General features: G+C 70.2%; 2 protein-coding genes. One reads left to right on the top strand and one right to left on the bottom strand.

The window, feature by feature from the left end:
* The first annotated feature begins 96 nt into the window (after positions 1–96).
* Complete coding sequence (locus QH470_RS31535; RefSeq protein ID WP_280276024.1) at positions 97–972, top strand: TIGR03621 family F420-dependent LLM class oxidoreductase; 876 nt, start codon at positions 97–99, stop codon at positions 970–972.
* Between the two features lie 854 nt (positions 973–1,826).
* Here QH470_RS31535 and QH470_RS31530 read toward each other — a convergent pair.
* A complete protein-coding gene (locus QH470_RS31530; protein WP_280276023.1) occupies positions 1,827–21,029 on the bottom strand; it encodes a helix-turn-helix domain-containing protein in 19,203 nt (6,400 codons plus the stop codon).
* Between the last annotated feature and the right edge of the window lie 112 nt (positions 21,030–21,141).

The following is a 21,141-nucleotide window of genomic DNA, read 5'->3' as shown; positions in this document are numbered from 1 at the left end:
ACAGCCGAGAACGAACGGCCATGGGTGACGACCTTCGGCGGACGCCGCGGGCTGCGGATCGGCTACCGTGCGAGGGTGGAGCATGATCGAAACGACATGACATCGCGTCCTTTTCGGTTCGCCGTCGGGTTCTCCGCCGCCGGTTCGCGGGGCGAGTGGCGGGAAAAGGCACAGCGCGCAGAGGATCTGGGCTACGACGTAGTTCAGGTGCCCGACCATCTGGGAATGACCTCGCCGTTCCCGACGCTGGTCGCCATGGCCGAGGCGACCACGCGGGTGCGGGTCGGCACCATGGTGCTCAACGCCGGGTTCTACCGGCCGGCACTGCTGGCCCGCGACGTCGCCACCGTGGACCAGCTCACCGACGGGCGGTTGGATTTCGGGATCGGCGCGGGGCCGGATTTCGCGAAACCCGAGTTCGAGGTGGCCGGGCTGCCCTTCCCGGGCGGGCGGCAGCGGATCGACAACCTGCGTGAGACCATCGGCGAGATCCGTGGTCTGTTCGCGAACGACCATCAGCCGCCGGTGCGCCGCGCGATTCCGGTGCTGGTCGCCGGGCGCGGGGACCGCCTGGTGCGGGTGGCGGCCGAACACGCCGACACCGTGGCGCTCGCCGGGGTGCCCGTCGGCGACGACATCGATTCCGAGGACGCCGGTACCGCCGCGCTCGCCCGCCGCGTCGAGTTCGTCCGCACCGCCGCCGGAGAGCGCTTCGCCGGGCTGGAGCTGGGGCTCACCGTGCAGGGGGTGGATGTGCAGGGTTACGACGAGCCCGATCTGTCGTTGGCCCGCATGTTCAACCGGACCCTGTCCGACGATCAGCTGCGCTATCTGCCCGGCTTCCTGCACGGATCCGCGCGAGAGATCGCCGACACGCTGCGGCACTACCGCGACGCCTACGGAGTCACCCACTACTCCGTCGCCGAGCCGCGAATGATGGCTCTGGCGAAGGTGATCGAAGAACTGCGCTAGGGCGACGGCCGCAGTGCGTTAGGAGCACGGCTCGACCGGCGAAGGCCGGGACGGGTGCGGTCACCGGGGCGTCATACCTGCGGATGACGCCGGGTCCGTCGAGGCCGCGAGCCGGACATAACGGTCAATCGCCGAGGTGACCGAGCCTCCCACCGCTGCCCGCCTGCGCCTTTAGAGTCCGGTCTGCTCGATCTGAACGGGTACCACTTCCCATCGACAGAAGGGGTTACACATGAAGATCCGCATTGCCGCGGCCGCGTCATTGGCCGCACTCGCTGTTCCCGCCGGGCTGGCGGTCGCAGCGCCCGCCATGGCCGCGCCGGCAGCGATCCCGCTGGTCCAGGTGCAGGACGACGGCAGCGACGAACCGGAAGGCGGCGCCGACGCTGTCGGGCGGAGTGGGCAGTCGCAGTCCTCACCGAACTCCGTACAGAGCGACCAATCACAGTCCTCCCAGAACTCCAGCCAGAACGGGCAGTCGCAATCCGCCCCGAATTCCGTGCAGAGCGACCAATCGCAATCCTCCCCGAGCTCCGTGCAGAGCGACCAATCACAGTCCTCCCCGAGCTCCGTGCAGAGCGACCAGTCCCAGTCCTCCCAGAGCTCCGGCCAGAGCGGGCAGTCACAGTCCGCCCCGAACTCCGTACAGAGCGACCAATCACAGTCCTCCCAGAACTCCAGCCAGAGCGACCAGTCACAATCCGTGCCGGACTCTGCGCAGAACCAGCAATCGCAGCCCGCCTCGGGATCTTCCCAGGGCCCGCTGGCCGACCGACCGCAGCCGCGCAGCGTGCACTGACGCGAGGCGAGCACGGCCCCGCGGTGATTCCGCGGGGCCGTGGACTCGGCGAGGTCTACGGCGAGTGCTCGCCCTCCGGGTCCATCCGGTAGGTGTATCCCCACGCTTCGGCGAAACTGTTCCAAGGGCCGGCCTGGAACAGGAAGCGATCGTAGGCACGCAGCGCCGTCACCTCGCGGACGGCTCGTGACTCGTCCTGCCGGACGCGGTGATACCCGAACAGGTCGTTCGTGACCCCGGTCGTGAGCCCGTTCTCCCGCTGGAACACCGCCATGTACTCCCCCAGCGAGCTGGTGCCGGCAACGCTCGGGAAAATCCACTCGAGCGGCGCCACCCCCGTGCGAGGCGGCGGGGCAGGCGTCGGGGCGCCGGACAATTCCGCGATCTCGGCCGACGACACCGCACCCTGCCCGTACTCCCGCAGGTACAGCTCCACGAACTCCGGTGTGAGAGGCACCCGTCCCGACTCGCGATTGACCACCATGGCTTTCGACATGCCCGCGCGCCGGGCGGCCTCGGCGAGCGACACACCCGCGTCGTTGCGCAGGAACCTGAGGAATTCGCCGGTATGCCGGTAGCCCTCGGGGAAACGCGGCTTGCCGGGCGTCAGGGCGCGCAGGTACGCCTCCGCGTCGGCTCGCTCCGGCCGCCGGCGGCCCGCCTCGATATCCGCGACGTCCTCCGCGGAAACGCCGAGCTTCTCGGCGACGTACCGCACCGGCAGGCCCACGCGCGCCCGCAGCACCCCGAGGCAGGCGCCGATCTCCACGCTGTCGTCGACGGGACCGGTTCCGGCCGCCAGCGCCCGCAGATGCGCCTGCCACGCCGTGGTGGCGGGAGGCAGCCGTTCCGACGATTCCCGGTGGGCGACAGTCACTTCCAGCACGCCGAGCCGATGGGCGAACTCGCCCGGCCGGAGGCCGGCCTGCTCCCGGAAGAACCGCAGCCCCGCGCCGACGACCGGCCCGCGCACGGTCGCGAGCGCGGGAAAGAAGTGTTGCGCCAGTGCCGCGTACAGCCGCCGCACCGCCGGCTCTCGCCGCATCAGGGCACGCAACTCGCCGATCGCGTTCGAGGCCCCCGCAGGGGATTCGAGGATCGCGTCTATCTCTTCGTGCAGATGGGGAAGCGCGACACGCAGCGCACCCAACCAATCCTCGCCACGGTCGTACCCATGCGGGTGCGGAACCGCCTCCCCGCCAGAACTATCCGTCGCATCATGCGGCCGGGCACCGATGGCCTCGTCGTTCCCGGCGGCCGACCACGGCGTCGGCCGACTCCCGATGTGTCCCTCCCCGTTCTCGCTTTCCCTGGACACCGGCCGCGACTCGGACCCCGCCTGCCGCCTGTTCCACGGCGTCGGCCGCCCGCGCTCGCCGATGAGTCCCACCGAGCCGTTCCCGGCCCGGGTCGTGCCCAGTTCTTCCGCCCACACGTGGGTGTTCCCCCAGTTGTCTTGCTGTACAACCGGTTTCAACCTGAGTACGTCGTAGCCCGCGGACCGGAGACCGGCGCGCAGGGCCGGATTACGGAGGAGCATGTCGGTGAGGGCGTCGTCGTGGTGGCCTTCTTCCGCGATCACCGCGACGGTGTGGCCGGGGAGCAGGACGACGCCGGGCGCCACGCGCACGGTGCCGGGCCGGCGGCGCAGCAGGTCGGCGGCGACCGTGGCGACAGCGGCGTGGTCGCGGGCGTCCTGTTCGGCCCACCAGCGCGCGGTCTCCTCGGCGAGCCGCTCGATGATGCCGATCCTCGCCTCCGTCGCGGCCGCGGCACTCGCCCAGGCCTCGGCGCCGAGCCCCGCGCCGGCCGCCACCCGGCGTTTGGAGCGCAGTTCCCGGGCGGCGTGCTCGCGCAGGCGGGCGATCTCGGCGGTCCAACCCGCCCGGTTCAGCAGTTCGGGGTGCCGGACTCCGGCCTGGTGGCCCAGGGTGTGGCAGCGCACTTCGCGCAGTCGGCTGGGCCGGACGTAGGTCAGCTCGACTCTGTCGTAGTTGCCGGGTTCGCCCTCGAGGACGTCGATGACGACCTCGGTGAACCCGCGCCGGTGCGCCATCTTGCCGGTGAAGGTCGCGGTGCGCGCCGCGTCCTCGGGCGACAGTCCGCTGCGCACGGCGGCGTTGAACGAGTCGAGATTGTCGGTGAGCCCGAAGCGTTCCCGGGCCCAATAGTCCGTGATTCCGTGCACGATGTCGCCGAGTTCGCGCCACACGTCCTCGAACATCGCGCCGCCGGACGGCGTGCCCGGCCCGGTCATGAAGACACTGAGCAGCTTTCCGGACAGATCGACCTCCCCGCGGGCGCCGACGGGGTAATACCTGTCGTCCATGTCGCCCGGTGCGGCCGCGTACAGATTCCGGTACCGCCCGACCGGCGTCGAGACAATCCGGCCGGTCAGGTCCAGCATGGTCCGCTCGTACCACTGCCCCAGGCCCCGGTTCTCGAATTCGGCGGCGAGCGCGCCGAGGTGGTGCCACAGCGGCAACAAGTCGGTCGCGAGGGTGTCCTCGGCCCGGTCGGCGAGTGCGGCACGATCCCCAGAGACATCGAAATGCCTTGCGAGAGGGCCCAATACGAAGGTGAGCCAGCCGACGTCGGGGGCGCCACCCCGACCCCGCGGTTCGGTGCCCCGATCATCGCTCGGATGCCAGCCCGCCGCGACGCGCTCGGGCCACGGCCGTGCGCCGATGCTGCCGTGGTCGTCCGAGGACGGTGTGCCGCCGATGTGGTCGGTCGACGCCGGACTGTCGTCGGGACGGTCGGCTCTGGCACGCAGGCTCGGTACCAGCTTGTACAGGAAGCGGCGCTCGAGATCCAGCAGGGCGTACGCGCGCAGCATCGCCATCGGCAGCTCGTCGAGGCCGTAGACGAACGGGCGCACCGCGGTGGCGACCGTATCGATCGCCGCCGGCAGCGTGTGCAGGGTCGCCGGTTCGAGTTCGGTGAAGACGTGCTGCCACACGCCTCCGGTGAAAGCGTCGAGGACGGCGGCCGACCCGCTCCCGTCCCGCCGCTCGTTCCACGCGTGCCCGAGGGCCTGCAACGCTCTGTCGACCTCGTCGTAGCGGTGCAGCACCGCGCGGCAGGTGTTCGCGTCCACCTCACCCAATGAGGTTGCGACGTACTCCGGGTAGTAGGCGGGGCTGTTGGCTTCCCGGTAGGACTCTGCGCCGGTGGCCGTGCGCCACAGCTCGATCGCCGTCGCCAACCGATCCAGGACGCCCTCATCCGGCGGTGCGATCCCCGTCGGCCGGTCGAGTTCGTCTGTCGCGGTGAGCAATCGGTGCGCGTTCCGCCAGCGGCGGCCGACGGCATGTTGCTGCCCGGTGGCGAGCGGATCCGAATCCAAGTGCGCGAGCGTAGTTTCCATCTCCTCGGCGGTCAGGACCGCATCGGGATCACCGGCCAGCCGAGGATCGCCCGCCGCTCGCCGCTCGCGGCTGAACTCGAGCAGCTCACCGTCTCGAAGCTGCTCCAGCTGACGCCGTCCGCCGGTATCCGGCGCCGCGAACCCGGGGTCGACGCCCAGCGCGCCGGCGGCCAGCAGCATCTCCGCACGCCACGAGAGTTCGTGGTCCTCCGTCGGGCGGCTGCCGATCAGGTCTTCGGGACCGCCGGGTGCCGCGGGGTAGCCGAAATGGTCACGGAGAACGGCTCGGAGCTGCCGGAGGGCAGTGTGGTGGGCCTCGACGTGAGCGAACAGGGCGTCTTCGGACAAGCCGTACTCACCGACGCGGAGATCGGTGAGCAACTGCCGCATGCGCAGCCACCGCATGCGGTCAGGGTGGCCGTGCGCCGGGTCTTCGGCGAGGCCGAACGGGAGCGGGAACAGTCCCGAGGTATCCGGTTCGCCGAACGCCCGGTCGAGGCGTTCCGGCTCCGGCCGCGTCCGATCGTCGTGTACCGGATCCGGGGCGGCGGCCATCGCGTGGATCTCGGGGTCCGAACAATCAAGCGAGAGTTGTGGATCGGTGGGCAGGCGGTGGTCGTGGAAGGATTCCAGCGCTGCCAAGTCGGTGTGCGCCTGGTGCAGCACCAGGAGCCTGTAGGCCAGGTTGTGGTGCTGTCGGCTCGCCCGGATCAATTCGGTGACGCGCGCGTTGTGCCGCGTGAGATCGGCCGGGCCGGTTGCGCCGGAGAGCGATTCGGCCGGCGTGCGCGATTTCGCGGCTTCGTGCAACTGCTGCGCCTCGACGTATCGGGTCACCGCCGCGGCGATTCCGCGCGCCAGGTCGCTCGCGTGGTCGCGGCGCTGCCGGAGCGCGTCCCGCCGGGCGGCGACGCTGTCTCCCGCGAGTTCCCGATCGAGTCGTTCGGCCGCCTCGCGGTACCGGAGTTCCCACTGCCACAGTTCGGGCAGCACCTCCGCCATGCGCGCGCCGGGGTCGTCGGAAACGCCGGAGTCGTCGTGCGCCGCCGCGACCACGGCCTCCCCGGCCGGCTCGTCCGCGTCGGCACGGATCATCTCTGCGACGATCGGACCGGTCTGTCCGCTCCCCTCGACCCACAGCGTGGCCGGCCGCTTCCGCGCCCCTTGCAGGGCATCCAGCCCTCGGACGAGTCGGCGCGCCAGCTCTTCGGACGACTCCGTGTCGTCGGCGCCGGAGCGGCGGAATCGCAGGTGAGCCAGCATCGCGACCTGGTGATCGCCGTATCTGTGCCGCGCCCAGGCGAATCGGGCGGCGGCGGCCACCGCCTGGGCGGCGAGCGTGGCCGGGTCGTCGGTCACGTCGAACACGAAGGTCAGCACCTTCCGTGCCGGCCTCCCGGATGGCAACAGGTCGGCGAGGTCCTCGGACAGCGGCAGCTGCGTGCCGAGGTCACCGAAGGACAGTGTCACGTCGGCGCGGTCCGGGTCGGATATGGCGGCGGAGTAGGTGTGCGGCAACACGATGTCGTGTTCGTCGGCCCACGTCCGAGACATCGTCACCGCATCCGCGACCAGGGTCGCGACCGAGTCCGGCCCCTCCGACCTCATGACACGCGAGATCTTCGCGTCGTTGATGCCGGAACGCACATTCGCGGGCATGCCGTCGACATCGCCGAGCAGCTCGGGCAGCTGCGCCCAGTCGGCCGAATCCCCGTCCGGGTGAACGAATTCGCTGGCGACGGCGCTGTTGGCCCTACCTCGTTCGCGCGCCTGCGCACTCGACTCACCCGGCGACGCGGCGCGGAACAAGGCGGCCGCCGCACCGGCGGAGAGCCATTCGCCGGTCGGCTCGGACGACAGAATACGCACCGGCGCACCGGCATTCGACGCTGCGAGGGAGCCGGCGCCGGGGCGCGGGTCGGCCAGCACCACCGCGTGCACCCCGTCCGCGGGAGACAAGCCGGTGGCGGTCGCGGCGAGACAGCCGGTGCCCGCCGCCGCCACCGTGACGTCGGCCGGCGTCGGGTTCACCAGGCGTCGATAGTGGTTGTCCGCCAGGATCTGTCGGCGGAGCAGCAGTCCGCGCGTGCGTTGCGACTCCGCGTCATCGCCCTCGGGCCCGCGCCGCCAGGCCACGACGGAGACGCGCAGGTCCGGGGTGAGCTGCCGGATGCGCCGAGCCAGCTCGGCGGCGGTGACGAAATACTCGGCGGCGGGGTCGGCGGCACGGTCGAGTGCGAGATATACGACCTTGTCCGCCCACTCGGGATCCTCACCGAGGACGAATTCGTATTCGCCGGCGGCGAATTCGGCGTGCCGTAACGTTTGTGCGGGAGCCGGGACGCCGGACTCGGGGATGCCCGGCAGCGCCGCGATGAGACGTGCATCGGGACTCGTCGCCGACTGCGCCGCCCACTCGTTCGCCTGTCGGCGGGCCGCCGTCGGAATGCCGGGAAGCGTGCCCAGCTCATCGCGATAATCCCATACCATCGTCGCCTGCGACCACGTATATCCGTGCCGCGCGGCGAAATCGGCTACCTCCTGATTCGGCGGCAGCACATCGTCGGGCAGGTCGGTCCACCAGGAGTGGGTGTGCTCGATCTGCCGCCTGGTCCCTTCCGACTCCCCGTTCGACGGCCGCGCACCGATCAGGCCGTCGGGATAATCCTCCCCGCGCACCCCGGCCGATTCGCCGCCGAGCAGCGGGCGATCGGGTCCGTCGGCGTCCAGGACGATTCCGAATCCCTTGTCCCACCTACCCGACCACGCCGCAGGGTCGAACGGCGGCCAATCTCGGGTGAGCATCGCCGCGGCCGCCGCACCCGCCTCGACGCGGCCGGCGTTGGCGTCGTCCGGTTCGATCTGCACGAGGCGGCCGTCGCCGACATTGCGGACCATCACAAGATCGTTGCCGTTGCCGTCGGCGGGGTGCGGGTTCCGCACGGCCAGCACCGCGACTGCGCCCGGCCGAACGGCCAAATGCGGCGCGACCTGGTCGGGACTGTCGAACACCACCGACCAGTCGGCCCCGGCGCGGGCAGCGAACTCGGCGGCGGGCATTCCGGCGGAGAACTCTTCGATCGAGGCCCCGGCGACGAACCGCACCGGATGGCCCGGCAGCACGAGGTCCACCAGTCGCAACATCTCCGACGCGACGTCCCGGCGGGCGCCCTCCAGCAGCCGGACGAGCCCGCTCCGATCCATCCCGGCCCGGGCCGCCGCGCGCTGATAGAAGTCTCGTGTGGCGCTCATATCGGCGAGCCCGGCCGGAATTCCCGGGGCGTCCGGCGGCGCGGTCACACCCGGCGTTCCGTGCCCGACGATCAGCACCGCGGCCCGGTCGTGGTCGGCGCCGGTCCGGGAGTGTCCGGAGAATGCGTCGGCGACCCGGTCCACTTCGGTGCCGAGCCGGGCGAAGTCGTCGACCACGTGCACGTCGATGTCGTCACCGCGCGTCACCAATTCCGGGTCGCCGAAGGTCAGTACCGCGTACCCGGTCTCCGCGTCAAAGGCCCACAGGTACACGTCCGGCCGGCCCGGCATCGTGGCGGCGCGCTGCTCGGCACGCGCCACCGCGGCGGCGAGGGTCTCGAGATTCGCCGATCGCCGCGCGCCGGGCAACCGCTCCAGTTCGGCGGCGAGCCGGGCGCGGCCGGCACGGTTCCGCCACCGCGACGGCACTCCCGCCAGCCGCGAGGTCAGGTCGTACCGGTCCCGTACCAGCTCCGCGCGTTCCGGCCAGTCCAGCCGGCGAAAGTGCTCGGCCATGACGCCGAAGCCGGTGTCCCCGGCGAGCAGCGGATGCAGCTGGCTACGAGCCTGTTCGAGCAGGCGACGGCGGCGAGCCGCGGCGGGATCGTCGGACCCGCGCCGCACCGCGTCGACACGAGCGACGCCCAGCTCCACGACCCTCACCGAGCTGCCCGAATCACCGCGATCGACAACGGGTTTCACTCGCCGAACGGTGTATCCCGTGGAGCGGAGCGCGGCGCGCACATCGAGGTGGCGGAGCAACATGTCGGTCAGCGCGTCGTCATGACGGCCCTCGTCGGCGACGACCACGACGGAGTTTCCCGGCAGCAGGACGGTATGCGCCGTGAGCTGCCGCGCGCCGGGATTGCGCCGCAGCACCTCCGCGACGGCCGCGGCGACGCCTGGGTGGTCGTGTGCGTCCTGGTCGGCCCACCACCGCGCGACCCAGTCCGTCAGCCGCGCGACCTGCGCGCTCAGTGTCTCGAGGTCCCCGTGCTCGCCGGCCGGATGCGCGGCGCGCAGGCGGGCGAGTTCCGCGGACCAGCCCACCCGGTCGAGCAGTTCCGGGAATCGGACCCCGGCCACGTGGGCGAGGGCGCGGCACCGGGCCTCCCACAGCCGGGCCGGCCGGACGAATGTCACCTGAGCCAGCACATAGTCTCCGCTGTCGCCGATCAAGTGGCCGACGAGGACCTCGGTGAATCCTCTGCGGGCCGCCATCTTTCCGGTGAACGTGGCGCGGGCGGCGTCCTCGGGCGTGAGCCCGCTCCGGAGACCGGCGTTGAAGGTGTCGAGGTTGTCCGCGAGTCCCCGGCCGGCACTCGCCCAGGTGCCTTCGATGCCGTGCACGACATCGCCGACCTCGCCCCACAAATCACCGAACATGACCGCGCCGCGCGGCGTGCCCTCGGCGGTCTTCATCACGATGCGCAGCGTGCCGACCGCGCTGACCTCGCCGGTCACACCGACGCGCGCGCCCTGCCGATCTATGCCGTCGGCGGCGGCGTAGGAATTCCGGTGGTGCAGGACCGGCGCGTTCTCCGCCAGCCAGCCGGTCAGCTGGTCCCTGATCCGCTCGTACCAGTCGCCGAAGCCCTGCCCCCGGATTTCGTCGGCGAGTTCGTCGAGACGCTGAGAGAGCGGTAGCAGGTCGGTGGTCAGCTTGCCGGTGTAGCCGCGGAGTTCGGGACAGCCGGCGAGGGTGAAAAACCGTGCGAGTGTGCCCAGCCGTGCCGCCAGCCAGTGGAATTCCGGGTGCTCGGCGCGGCTGCCGACACTGTCCGCGGGCCTGCTGCCGATGAGGTCGGTGGGGTCGGAGTAGTCGACCTCGGCGCCGATGCGGGTATTCCAGTTGATTTCCGGTGGTTGGAGATTGGTGACGTACTCGTGGATCACCCATTGGGGGGTGCCGACGTAGGTGCCCTTGATCTCTGCGGCGGAGAATCCGACGGCGAGCGCCTCGGCTGCCGACTCTGGACTCATGGAAGGCGAGGCGTAGGCACCGAGCGGCAGGCGACGCAGCCATTCCTCATAACTTTCGATCAGGCCGTTCTGTTTCAGCTTCGTGTGGGCGTCACGCAACACGGCAGGCAGATTCCCGCTGAGTTCGAGGTGGCTCGCGAAGTCGATCGCGTGCACGAATTCGTGGAGGACATCATCCGCGTACGGCTGCCCGGAACTCGGGTGCACACCGTGCGACTCCTCGATCAGGCTGCTCCCCGAAGCGATCCTTCGGTCGATGGCGTATTGGAGGTTGAACAACAACACCGCGCCTTCGCCCGCGTCCGCGTCCCCGTCGTTTCGAGAACTCGTCTCCGCCCGTGCCCCCAAGAGGATATCGGTCCGCAGCGCACGGATATTCGTCATGAGTCGTTGGAAGCCCGGGGTGTATCGGTACTTGTCGAGCAGCTGGCCCAGTCTTCGAAGAATTTCCTCGACGGCCTCTTTCGATGCGTAGCGGCTGTCGAACCCGGTCACCTCCACGTAGGGGTGGTTCAGCTTGAACGTCTCCACCAACCGCCTCTTGGCCTGCGTTCGGTCATCCAGCCCGGCGGCGAGCAGCGGATGCTCGGCGTGCGCTGCTACATTGCGCAGCTCGTACATCGCCGTTTCCTGAATCTCGAGCATTCTCGACACGAGCCGATCGGGAAAAGGCAAACTCCACAACAAATCCCCGAGCGCGTTCACGTTCCAGCCGATGTCCACGACGGTCTGCCGGGGGACGTGGTGGTCCAGCCACACCGCGCGCCGACCGTCGCGGCGCACGAAGACCTCCGAGAACGGGCTCGTCTGTCCGGTGACGGCGTGGAATATCCCCAGCCTGTCGGCGACCTGAGGGTCGCCCTGGCCCCATCGAACGGGCGCACGGTCCCGATAGAGGACGTGATATTCCGGCGGCTCCATCCGCACCTCTCCGACCGGCGCTCCCATGGCCCGGGCGAGCAAGGCGGTCGCCCACTCCGCTACCGCGTGTTCGACATAGGTGTATGTCTCGCGGACGGCCTGATACCGATGCTCATCGCTGAACGTCAGCAGATCCATCCGCACTCCGGGACGTCCCCGCAGCCGCTCGATCCGTTCGATCGGCGGGATGCCGCCGGGGTCGCCGAACGGCGTGGACCCGATGCGGTCCTCGCCTACGTCGGACGGCTTGTCGGGCGAGACCTCATGCGGCCTGCTGCCGATGGAATCCGGCGGGCCGTCCGGGTCGATCGTCCGCGTGTAAACGCCGGGCGTTCCCATGAGGAACGCGGCACCGTCGCCCACCCGCACCCGCAGACGTCCTTCCCCTGATTCGAGACCCAGGCCGCCGCCGCGTCCGACTCCCTTGCGGCTCGCGGCCACCTGCAACGCCTCGGCGAGCACCGAAACCGTCTGCTGCGCAGTGAAACCCGGTATCGATTCGGCCAATTGCGCGGGCAGGGTCGCGGACAGTCGCTTGAAGCGCTTGCGGTCTCCCCACAGCCGCGCGGACCACGTGGGGGCAGAGCCGTCACCCCGGTCGGTCCATTCGAAATCACCGAACAATTCGCCGCCCCAGTTGTCCACCAGCGGCTTGTACGACGCGGGGACATAGAGTCCTTCGACGGACCCGCGGACGGTGTACGCAAGGCCGGTCGAAGTCGTCGTCGACGTGATCCGCACGCCGTCCTTACCGGAGACTTGCAGCGCGTAATCGACCAGCAGCGCGGCGACATTCGTCAATTCCGGCGGAAGGTCAGCCGGTGCGCCCTGGGGGTCGGTCCACGTGCCCGCGACAGCTGCGTGCACCTCGGCGGCGGACATTCCGGGCGAGAACGCCCCGGGCGCACCGTGTTCCGAGTCGGAGGGGCGAGCGCCGATGGTGCCGTCCGATTCGTCGGGCTCGATCGCCAACCCGCCCGCGCGGCCGACGGTGTCCATCACCTCGTCCAGCCAGTCGTCCAGATCGGCGTCGAACTTGTCGAGTTCGGTTGTCCCGTCGTCGATCTGCTCGGCGGCCTGCACCATGGTGGTGAGCACCAGGCAGTGGTCGGCGCGGTCGCGTACCGCGAGGTCTTCCGGCCGGCGCGCGGCGAGGAGCGGGAAGACCTCGACGACAGCGGCTTGGACGGCGGAGACGGGGGCCGGGTCCCCCGGGGCCTCGATCAGCCGGCGCAGCGGTTCCGGGGTCTCCGCACCCAGTACCGACCCCAGCCAGCGCAGTTCCTCTTTTACCATGCGGTCCAACGCTTCCCGCAGTTCCGGCAGGGAACGCCACCGGCTCAGGTCCACCTCGCCGGACGCGGCGAGTTCGCGCAGGCGCGAGTAGGCCGTGGCGCGCTCGTCCTCGGCCGTGAGCCGGCCGTGGACCAGCTGCGTGAGCGCGGCCTCGTGGTCGGTGAGCCGCAGATACCAGGTGTTCCACGGGTTGTCGTCCTCGAACGCCTCCGCCAGCAGCCGCAGGCTGAGGTAACGCTCGCCCTGCTGCACCTGCTGCGCCGGCTTGCCGTCGCGCCGCCACTCGTCCACCTGCCGGCGCACCTGTGCGGTGGTCCGCTCCGCCCACCCGTCGTCGGGTAGCGCGGCCGCGCTGAGGCGGCACGTCTCGAGAATGATCGCCAGCTCCGGCTCCAGTGCGCCCCGGTCCATCCGCCGGTCCAGCGGATACCGGAGCAGGTGTTCGTGCATCCGCCGGATGAGCTGCACCCGGCCCAGCGTCCTCCGGTGCGCGGCCTCGTCGAACGCCGCCGTCACAGTGTCGATGCGGCCGAGTCGCTCGCTCGCACGGGCGATTTCGTCCTCGCCGCGCGGATCGTCCCGCAGCGCGACGACGGTCCGTTGCCGCCGGTGCGCGACATCGTCCCGCACGGCAGCCAGGGTGTCGACGAACGGCGCACGATCGGGGAACTGGGACAGCTGCCACGTGGCCCCGTCCGTCGCGGCGGGCACCCCGGTCAGTGCCCGATTCGCCAGCTCGAGTGCCGCGTCCAGATCGGCGTTCAGCAGGTGGGTCGTGTCGTAGCGTTCGACCGCCGTCTTCGCGCGTTCCGCGAGCAGGCGCAGCTCCTCGATGTCGGCCGACAACTCGTGCTCGGGATCCCGGGCGGCCGCCTCGAGCGAGCGCAGCCGGGCGTGCAGCAGCGTCATCCCGTGCCACGAATCCAGGGACGACACCCGATAGGGCCGGGCCGCCTCCAGGATCCGCCGGTTCCACGACTCGAACGACGCCCGTTCGTCCTCGGCTACGGCGGTCCCCAGCGCGAAGAGTGCGCGCGCGTGCCGCTCGAGGCGTTGCCGCTCCGCGGCCAGCCGGTCCGCCGTCGCGAGTGTCGCGCCGAGGACCCCGACGAGCTCTCCGTGCGCCCGGAAGTCGGTGGCCGCCCGCAACAGTCCGTGCGCCCGGCCGATCAGGCCGGACAGTTCCGCCCCGCGCCGGGCCAGTTCGGTCTCCACCGCCTCGACCGTGCGGGCCCAGGTGTCCAGGCGCTGGATATCGTCGACCAGCTTCGCGACCGGCAGCATCCGGTCGAACTCTCGTCCGGATGCGAGGATTTCCGGTGTCGCACAGTCTTGTTCGCGCCAGTCGTCCAGCACGTGGCGGAGCCACTGGTCATCCACCGCCGCGCCGCGGCCGATCTCGAGCATGCCGGCCAGGTCGCGGCGCACCTCCCGGTACCTGGCGAACCATGTCTCCCAGGTGGGCGAGCCGGTCCGCAGCAGTTCCGCGGGATCGATGCTCTCGGGCGCGAGCAGTTCGGACAGTTCCCGCAGCAGTTCCGCGCGGCGCTCGGTGGCGTGGTGGGCGACCGCCAGCCGTGCGGCCGGATCCGTCTCGTCGGGCCCGGATTCCTCGGGACTTCGAGCGGAAAGCACGAGCTCCGTGTAACGCCCGTTCTCGGGGTCGCTGACCCCCCCGAATGTCCGGGACCCGGCTGTGCGGTGAGGCACCCGTTCGCGGGTGGCGCCCCGCCCGGCGGTGATGTGCGCGGCATGGACCAAGGCTTCGTGGGGGAGCCCGGTCGACTCGTCGTAGTGCAGGTAGCCCTGATGCACGGTCTCGACGCCGACCCAGTCCGACGGGAACTCGGCGCCGAGCCGCACCCCGCCGAAAGCCTCGGTGGCGGGATCTATACCGTGGCCGAGGCGGGGATGGAGGCGGCTGTGCGCGCCGGGCTCATCCGCGCCGAACTTGGTGACGACGTCCCGCCACGACGCGAAGATGTAGACTTTGTCCGCGCCGATGCCGAACTCCTCGGCATGGTGGATCGGGCCCGTGCCCGGCGATCCCGCGAGGATGACCGAGTCGATCAGACCGGCGAGCCTGCCGTCGCGGCCCGCGTACGACAAGGTGACCGCACCGTAGCTGTGCCCGTAGAGCCGGTTGACGAGCCGGTCGGGGTCGGCGATTCCGGCGCGACGCCGGGTGGCGTGCAGCGCGGCGATGTCACACGCCAGCCGGTCGCCGCCGACCCGGGCGCGGCGCCGGAAAGCGGCCTTCACGAAGCCGGTGTTCACCGGCCCGGCCGGCGCGTCGTAGCCGATCCAGATGATCGAGGCCAGTTCGAGCGACGGTTCGACGCGCAGTGTCTCCTTGTACAGGTTGTGCAGCGGCTCGAACTGGTACGCCAGCGAAGCGGAGGTCGTATTCGTGCCCGGCACATGCCAATTCACCGTGTGCGCGGTGTCGACATTGCCGAGCGCGGCGACGGCCTTGCCCTTGCCGCCGAAGGCGGCCGCGTCGAAGGACAGCAGATGCACCGGCGGCCCGCCCGGCGTCTCCGCGGCCTGACGGTCCATCTGCCGCAGGTGATTCCGGATGTGCACCAGGTTGTCGAACCGCTTGCGCTCGACGACGGTGAGCACGTTCCGGACCCAGTCGAGCATTCCCGTGCCGGCCGGCTTGCGCGCGACGAACTCGTCGAGTTGACGGCGGATCGACAGCCGGTTGGCGTGGTCTCGGATGACAGCGGGCAGGCCGTCGGCGTTGCCTATCTCGTGCGGGTACACCTGGATGAGCGCCCGTTGCGTAGCGCTCAGCCCGCCGGGTGCGGCGGGATCGCGCAGCGAGTCCCACCACTCCCCGTTCTCGGTCGCACGGCGTTGTGCGGACGCCGTGTGGCGGCGATTGCGCCAGCGCTGCAGGCCGCCCGCGTGGTCGAAGCCACCCGCGCGCAGCGCCTCGTCGGCAATTCGCCGCTGTTCCTCGTCGAAACCGTGGTCCACCGGCAGCGAGCGCCAGCTGGCGGACTCGTTCTCCGGCGTACGGTCCGAGTCCCGCAGATCTCCCAGTTCCGCGACCGCCGCCAGACATTCGTTCGTCGTATATGTCTGAGCGATAGCGTGATTCGTCTTCCGCACCGGGGTGAGCAGGTCGCTCGCCGGGCCTTCGGCGGAGGTGCCCGCACGGTCTGCGATCGAGGCGGCGAGCCGGCGCACGATATCGACCGCGCGGGAGCCGCGTACGGAGCCCTCGGGTTCGAAGGTGGCGGGCGAGGTCTCCGGTCCGAACTGATTGATGACGATCCGCCGTTCGACCGGGTCCAGTTCGTCCAGCGCCGCTTGCAGGTCGTCCGGACTCGCCTGTGCCAACGCCGCGGCCGATTCCATCTGGGTCCGGTGGTATTCGTCCGCGAGCGCCTGCACGGAACGCTGCGCGGCGAGCAACGTCATGGTGTGAATCATGGCGCCGCGCGTCTTCTCGCGAGCGGAGCGCACCGGGCTCACCAGCCGTTCCAGCTGCTCCGCGCTCGCCTCCGCGATCAGCCGGCGCGGATCCGGCTGGTCGGCGCCGACCAGTGCGGCGTACATGGCGCTGCGAAAACGGCCGGACTCGGAGGTCACGGACGGGTCGGCGAGACGGCTCTCCGCCACCAACTGCGCCCGCCGCTGCGCGAGCTTGCGCCGGACCGTGGACAGGGCGGCCGACACCGCGCGCTCCGGCATGCCGAGAGCCGCCGCGATGTCGCTGTGCGTCAACCCGTTTCGCGCCAGCGTGAATATCTCGGCCTCGCCGCGAGTGAGCGACAGCCCGTCGGGCAGGTCGTACCGCGAAGCCGCCTCCGGGCCTGTGCCGTCGGCCGCACCGTCGAAGGGTCTGCTGCCGATGCGTTCCGAGGAGTCGGGGTCGAGGGACGCGAGCATGTCGTCGATTCGGTCCCGCATGGCTTCGGCGTTGCGGAGTTCGACGCGGACGGTCTCGACCCGCTCCCGGATCTGGCGCGGCGCGCCCGGCCACCCGGCAGCGTCGATTTCCCGGCGGAGGTCGTCGACCCTGGCCTCGACCATCGCGCGGTCTTCCGTGAGTCGACGCCGTTCCCGCGCAATGGCTTCGGCGTCGCCGCTGCGGGCGACGGCGTGGCTGTCCAGGACGCGCCACGGGATACCCGCGTCGTCGAGTGCGGCGCGCAGTTCCGGGTCGGGCGGTTCGGGAAGATTGATGTGGTCGATGTCGGAGAGGGTGACGCCGCCGTGGATGTGGGACTCGACGAACTGGTGCCGGCGGAAGAGTGCGCCGGAGTAGTCGCGCTCGATTCCGCGCAATGCGTGATCGTCCACGGCCACATTCGCGGACAGCGGGACGACGCCGAACGACTCCGGGCGCGGGTCGAGCAACGGCGAGGGCATGGTCCGCGCCGGTTTGCCGTCGAACTGGCTGCCCGAGTAGACGAGCGAATCGCCGACGCAGAACGTGGCCCGTTGCCGGACATCGTCTTTCAGCACCACTTCGATCCGGCCGTACATCGCCGCCTTCTCGGTGTACAGCGTGGTGCGGATGTCGGCCAGCCCGGCCGAGGTGGCCGCGTCGGACAGCCCGGCCGGGCGCTCGCCGTCGACCAGCACGAGTCCGTAGACCGGGCGCAGCCGCGGGTCCATGTCCTCGGGGTTGCCGAACCACCGGTCCTCCATCCGCGCCACCTCGCCGGCACGGCCACCGCCCAGCATCCCCTCGAACTGGGTCTTGAACCGGCCGTCGGCGAGCAGCCCGAACAGTGCCTCCTGCCGCATGCGGATGGCGAGAGGTTTGCCTTCGACCAGGTCGGTGAGTTCGCGAGTCAGCGTCTCGCTCAGCGCGCCGACGCTCAGGCCGAGCTCGCGTGCCAGCTCGGCCGTGTACTGAAGCACGCGTTCGTACTGCACCAAGTGGCCGGATACCGCCAGCTCGCGTGCCTGCGGGTATCTCGCGAAGAACTGCTCGTTTCGCTGCTGAACCTCGAGCAGGCGCGACGGATCGTCGAAAGTCGCACTACCGAAAATCTTCAGTTGCACGTAGCTGTCGAACAGCTCCCGGTCCAGGATGCGATACGCGGGACGATCGGGCCGTTCGACAGCGGCGGTCTCCGGTTCGGCGGCCGTCGGCACGTCCGGCACGTCCGCCTCGGGATCGAACAAGCCCAGCACGCGCGGCAGGTGCCTGGTCAGGGCCGAGTGCACCTCTCCGCGCCGGGCCATCGCCGCCAGTTCCGCGCGCGTGACCCAGCGGGCGTCGGCGGTTTCCGTGCCGTCCGCCACCGGGTCGAACCGCTGCGGCGCGTCCGCGACGAGGACGTGGTACTTCCATCCGCGCGGCCCGCCGATTACATGAGTCCCCCGATGCGCCAATCCGGCCAGGTATTCCGCGTCCGCGCCGAGTTCCTCGTTCATTTCGCGGGCGGCCCCTTGGGCCGGCGTCTCCCGCGCACACAGTGCGCCACCGGGCAGCTGGAAATTACCTTGGGAGAATCCGGCTTTCGAGCGGCAGACGAGGAAAACCTCTTCGCCGTCCTCGTCGAAGGTCCGGACCAGCACCCCCGCCGCCCCGTAGTGCCCCCAGTACCCGGGCTCGACCTCACGATCGCCGGACATTCCGGGATCGTCGAGGATTCGGAAGGGATGGTCCGACTGTTCGTCCGGGCGGTTGCCGATGAGACCGGACAGATTGTCGTCGTCCGGCGAACTTTCCGAAACGGAGTCGGGATAGAACCGGCGCATGAACGCGTCGGTGACTCTTGCCGTCGCACCCAACGCTTCCAGTGCACGCTGCGCTTGTTCCCCGGTGACCTGATACGCCCTCGTCCTCGGGTTCTCGGCGCGTTCTCGCGGCGCCCATTGGGTCACGCTCAGGCCGACATGCGCGGCCATCTCCTTCTGCGACATCTTCCGGCGCAGACGCGCGGCCACGATCCACGAGTTGGGAGACGGGTACCGCGGCTCCGTGGGATCGGGCAGAGCGTCGACCTCCGCAGGCATCGACTCGCGCAGCACCGCCTCGGCGATATCCTCGGGCGCCCCCAACGCTTCGAGAATGCGCACCGTCATGTCGCGGGTCGGCGTGATCACTCGCTCGAACGAGCCGATATACGTCCCCGAGCCGGGCGCACCCATGCGGGCGGCCAATTCGTCCCGTGAGATCCCCAGTGCCGCACGCGCGGCGCGCAGCCACGCGGCGAAGGGTTTGACCTCGGCGGGGTCCGGCCACGATACGACATTGCGCACCTGCTCGCCCGGCTCCGGTGTGGAATCGGTCGGGCGGCCGCCGATGAAGTCGCCGGTCTCGCCCGGATCATCCTCGGCCGCCAGAGTCTCCGGGTAGAAGCGCCGCCGGAAGGCGTCGGCGACGCTTTGGGTGACACCCAGCGCCTCGAGGGCGCGTTGCGCCTGCTCCCAGGTGATCTGGAAGGCTTTCGTCCGCGCAATCGTGGCGCGTTCCCGGGGCGCCCATTGAGTCACGCTCAAGCCGACATGCGCCGCCAAATCCTTCTGCGACATCTTCCGGCGCACACGCGCGGCCGCGATCCAGGCGTTGGGAATGGTGAAGGTCGGCGCGGTGGGATCGGGCATGTTGTCGATCTGAGCGGCGTCCGCCTCCCGGAGCACCGCTCCGGCAATCTCCTCGGGGACCGCCAAGGCCGAGAGGATTCGCGACATCATGTCCCGGGTCGGCCTGATGCCGCGCTCGAACGAAGCGAGATATGTGGCCGAACCGGGCACGCCCATGCGGGCGGCCAATTCCCGGAGGGATATGCCGAGCGCCGTGCGAGCCGCTCGGAGCCATGAGCCGAAAGGTTTGACCTCTGCGGGGTTCGGCCACGCCGACGTGCGAACCGAATCCCCCGGATCTGGTGTGGAATCGGTGGGGCGGCTGCCGATGTGGGTGCCGTTCTGATCCGGCCGCGCGCGGTCGAGGTGCTGTTCGAAGGTGCGGACCACCTCGGCGGTGTCCGGGTGCCAGTCGACGGTGCCGGATTCGGCTGCCCAGCGGGTCATTCGCCGGTGTAGTTCGGCGAAGACCGGGGCGACCTGTTCGGGCTCGGCGCCCGGGTGCGGATCGCGATAGCGGAGGATGGTGCGTGTGCCCTGCCGCTGCGCGACGACTTCGAGGTGGCCGGGTTCTCGGCGCAGCGGGGCGAGGGTCAGCGGTATTCGTATTTCGTTGCGGCTCAGCGCAATAGTGTCACGGTCGGCCTTCACCCAGAAGTGTTCGCCGTAGCCCGCGAACAGCGCCTCGATGCTGTTGTGGAAACCGACCGCGTCCATGTCGAACAGCTGCGGTATCGGCGGCGGGTCGCCTCGCCAGAATCGGCCCTGGCTTTCGTTGTCGAAGGTGCTGTCGTCGAGGCGAAGTCCGCCGCGCGCCAGAACATCACGCAATTGGGCGGTGCCCATCGGATCGAAGAGCTCGCGGGCCCGATAGGAGCGAACCGGCCCGTCCGGTCGCCCGTAGTCGTCGGTGGCCAGCGTGCCCCATCCGGCCAGCTCGTCCCCCATGACCGACATCAGCCGGAGCAGGGCGTCGTGGTCGTCACCGGCCATCATGCGTCCCCACCGATCCATCACGAACGAGATGCCGCCCGAGCCGGTGGTCAGATGCTCTGTCTTCGAGCCGCTCGCCGCGACGAAATGCCCGGCGTGCACGCCGATGGCCAGCGTTCGGCCAGTGGGGAGTCGCGCGGAGCGGTCGTCGAAGAGGCCTTCGGATGCGACACGGTGCGCTGTGTAGTACGGCCGGATGGCGCTCGGCGTCTCGGAGCCGTACCAGGCCAGGACGCCGAGATCGTCCACGGTTCGCTGGACCATCCGCGGCAGCAGGAAATTCTCCGCGAGGCCCCGCCGCGCGGCGGTGCGCATGGCGGAGGCGGTCGCGCCGCCCGCAGCCGCTATCGCCTGATGAATGTCCATGCGCAGCTGATACAGCGACAGTCCCGCCGCCGCGGCAGGCGCGGCGGGCCCGAAGCGATCGGCCGGGGCGGGGGTGGCCGGTCCGAGCCGGTCCGCCGCCATCGCCACAGCGTGGTCCAGGTCGCGAAGCAGCGCGACCGCCCGTTCGGTATCGCGGGTGCGGGTCAGGAAATACAGCGCCGCCCGGTAGGCATCGGGGATGTATCGCCGCGCCGCTTCACCGAACGCCTGCTCCGAGCCGGTACGGGCCGCGGCGAATCCGGCCGCCCGCGAAGGCAACTCGCGCAGCGCGCGCATCAGGTCCGGATCCCAGTCGCCGTCCCCCTGCGCGAGCAGGTTGTCGTCGGCGAGCCTCGCCCAGTCCGCGGCGTCGACGATACGTCCGATGTTGAGTTCGACCGCGGCGAGCACTCGTTCCTGGAATCGGGTCATCACATCGAGATCGTCTGGTGCGGAAAGCCGTTCGTCCGTCTGGAGAGCTCCGATGATCTCGAAGACATCGGCGGCGGCCGCCGCCACCCCCGGCGCCCATACCCCAACCCCGCCCGCGATACGACGCCCATTCTCGGCGGCCAGCGCGGGTTGGACCCCCGCCCGGGCGGCGGGGGGCCCCCGCGGGGTGATTTTAAAC

This window comes from Nocardia wallacei, from assembly GCF_029868745.1.
GTDB lineage: Bacteria > Actinomycetota > Actinomycetes > Mycobacteriales > Mycobacteriaceae > Nocardia > Nocardia wallacei_B.
Note: the sequence above shows the minus strand (reverse complement) of the source record. Positions and strands in the feature narration are given on the sequence as shown.

Coding starts and splice junctions, on each gene's coding strand:
- QH470_RS31535 (WP_280276024.1), top strand. CDS start 97: ATGACATCGCGTCCTTTTCGGTTCGCCGTCGGGTTCTCCGCCGCCGGT.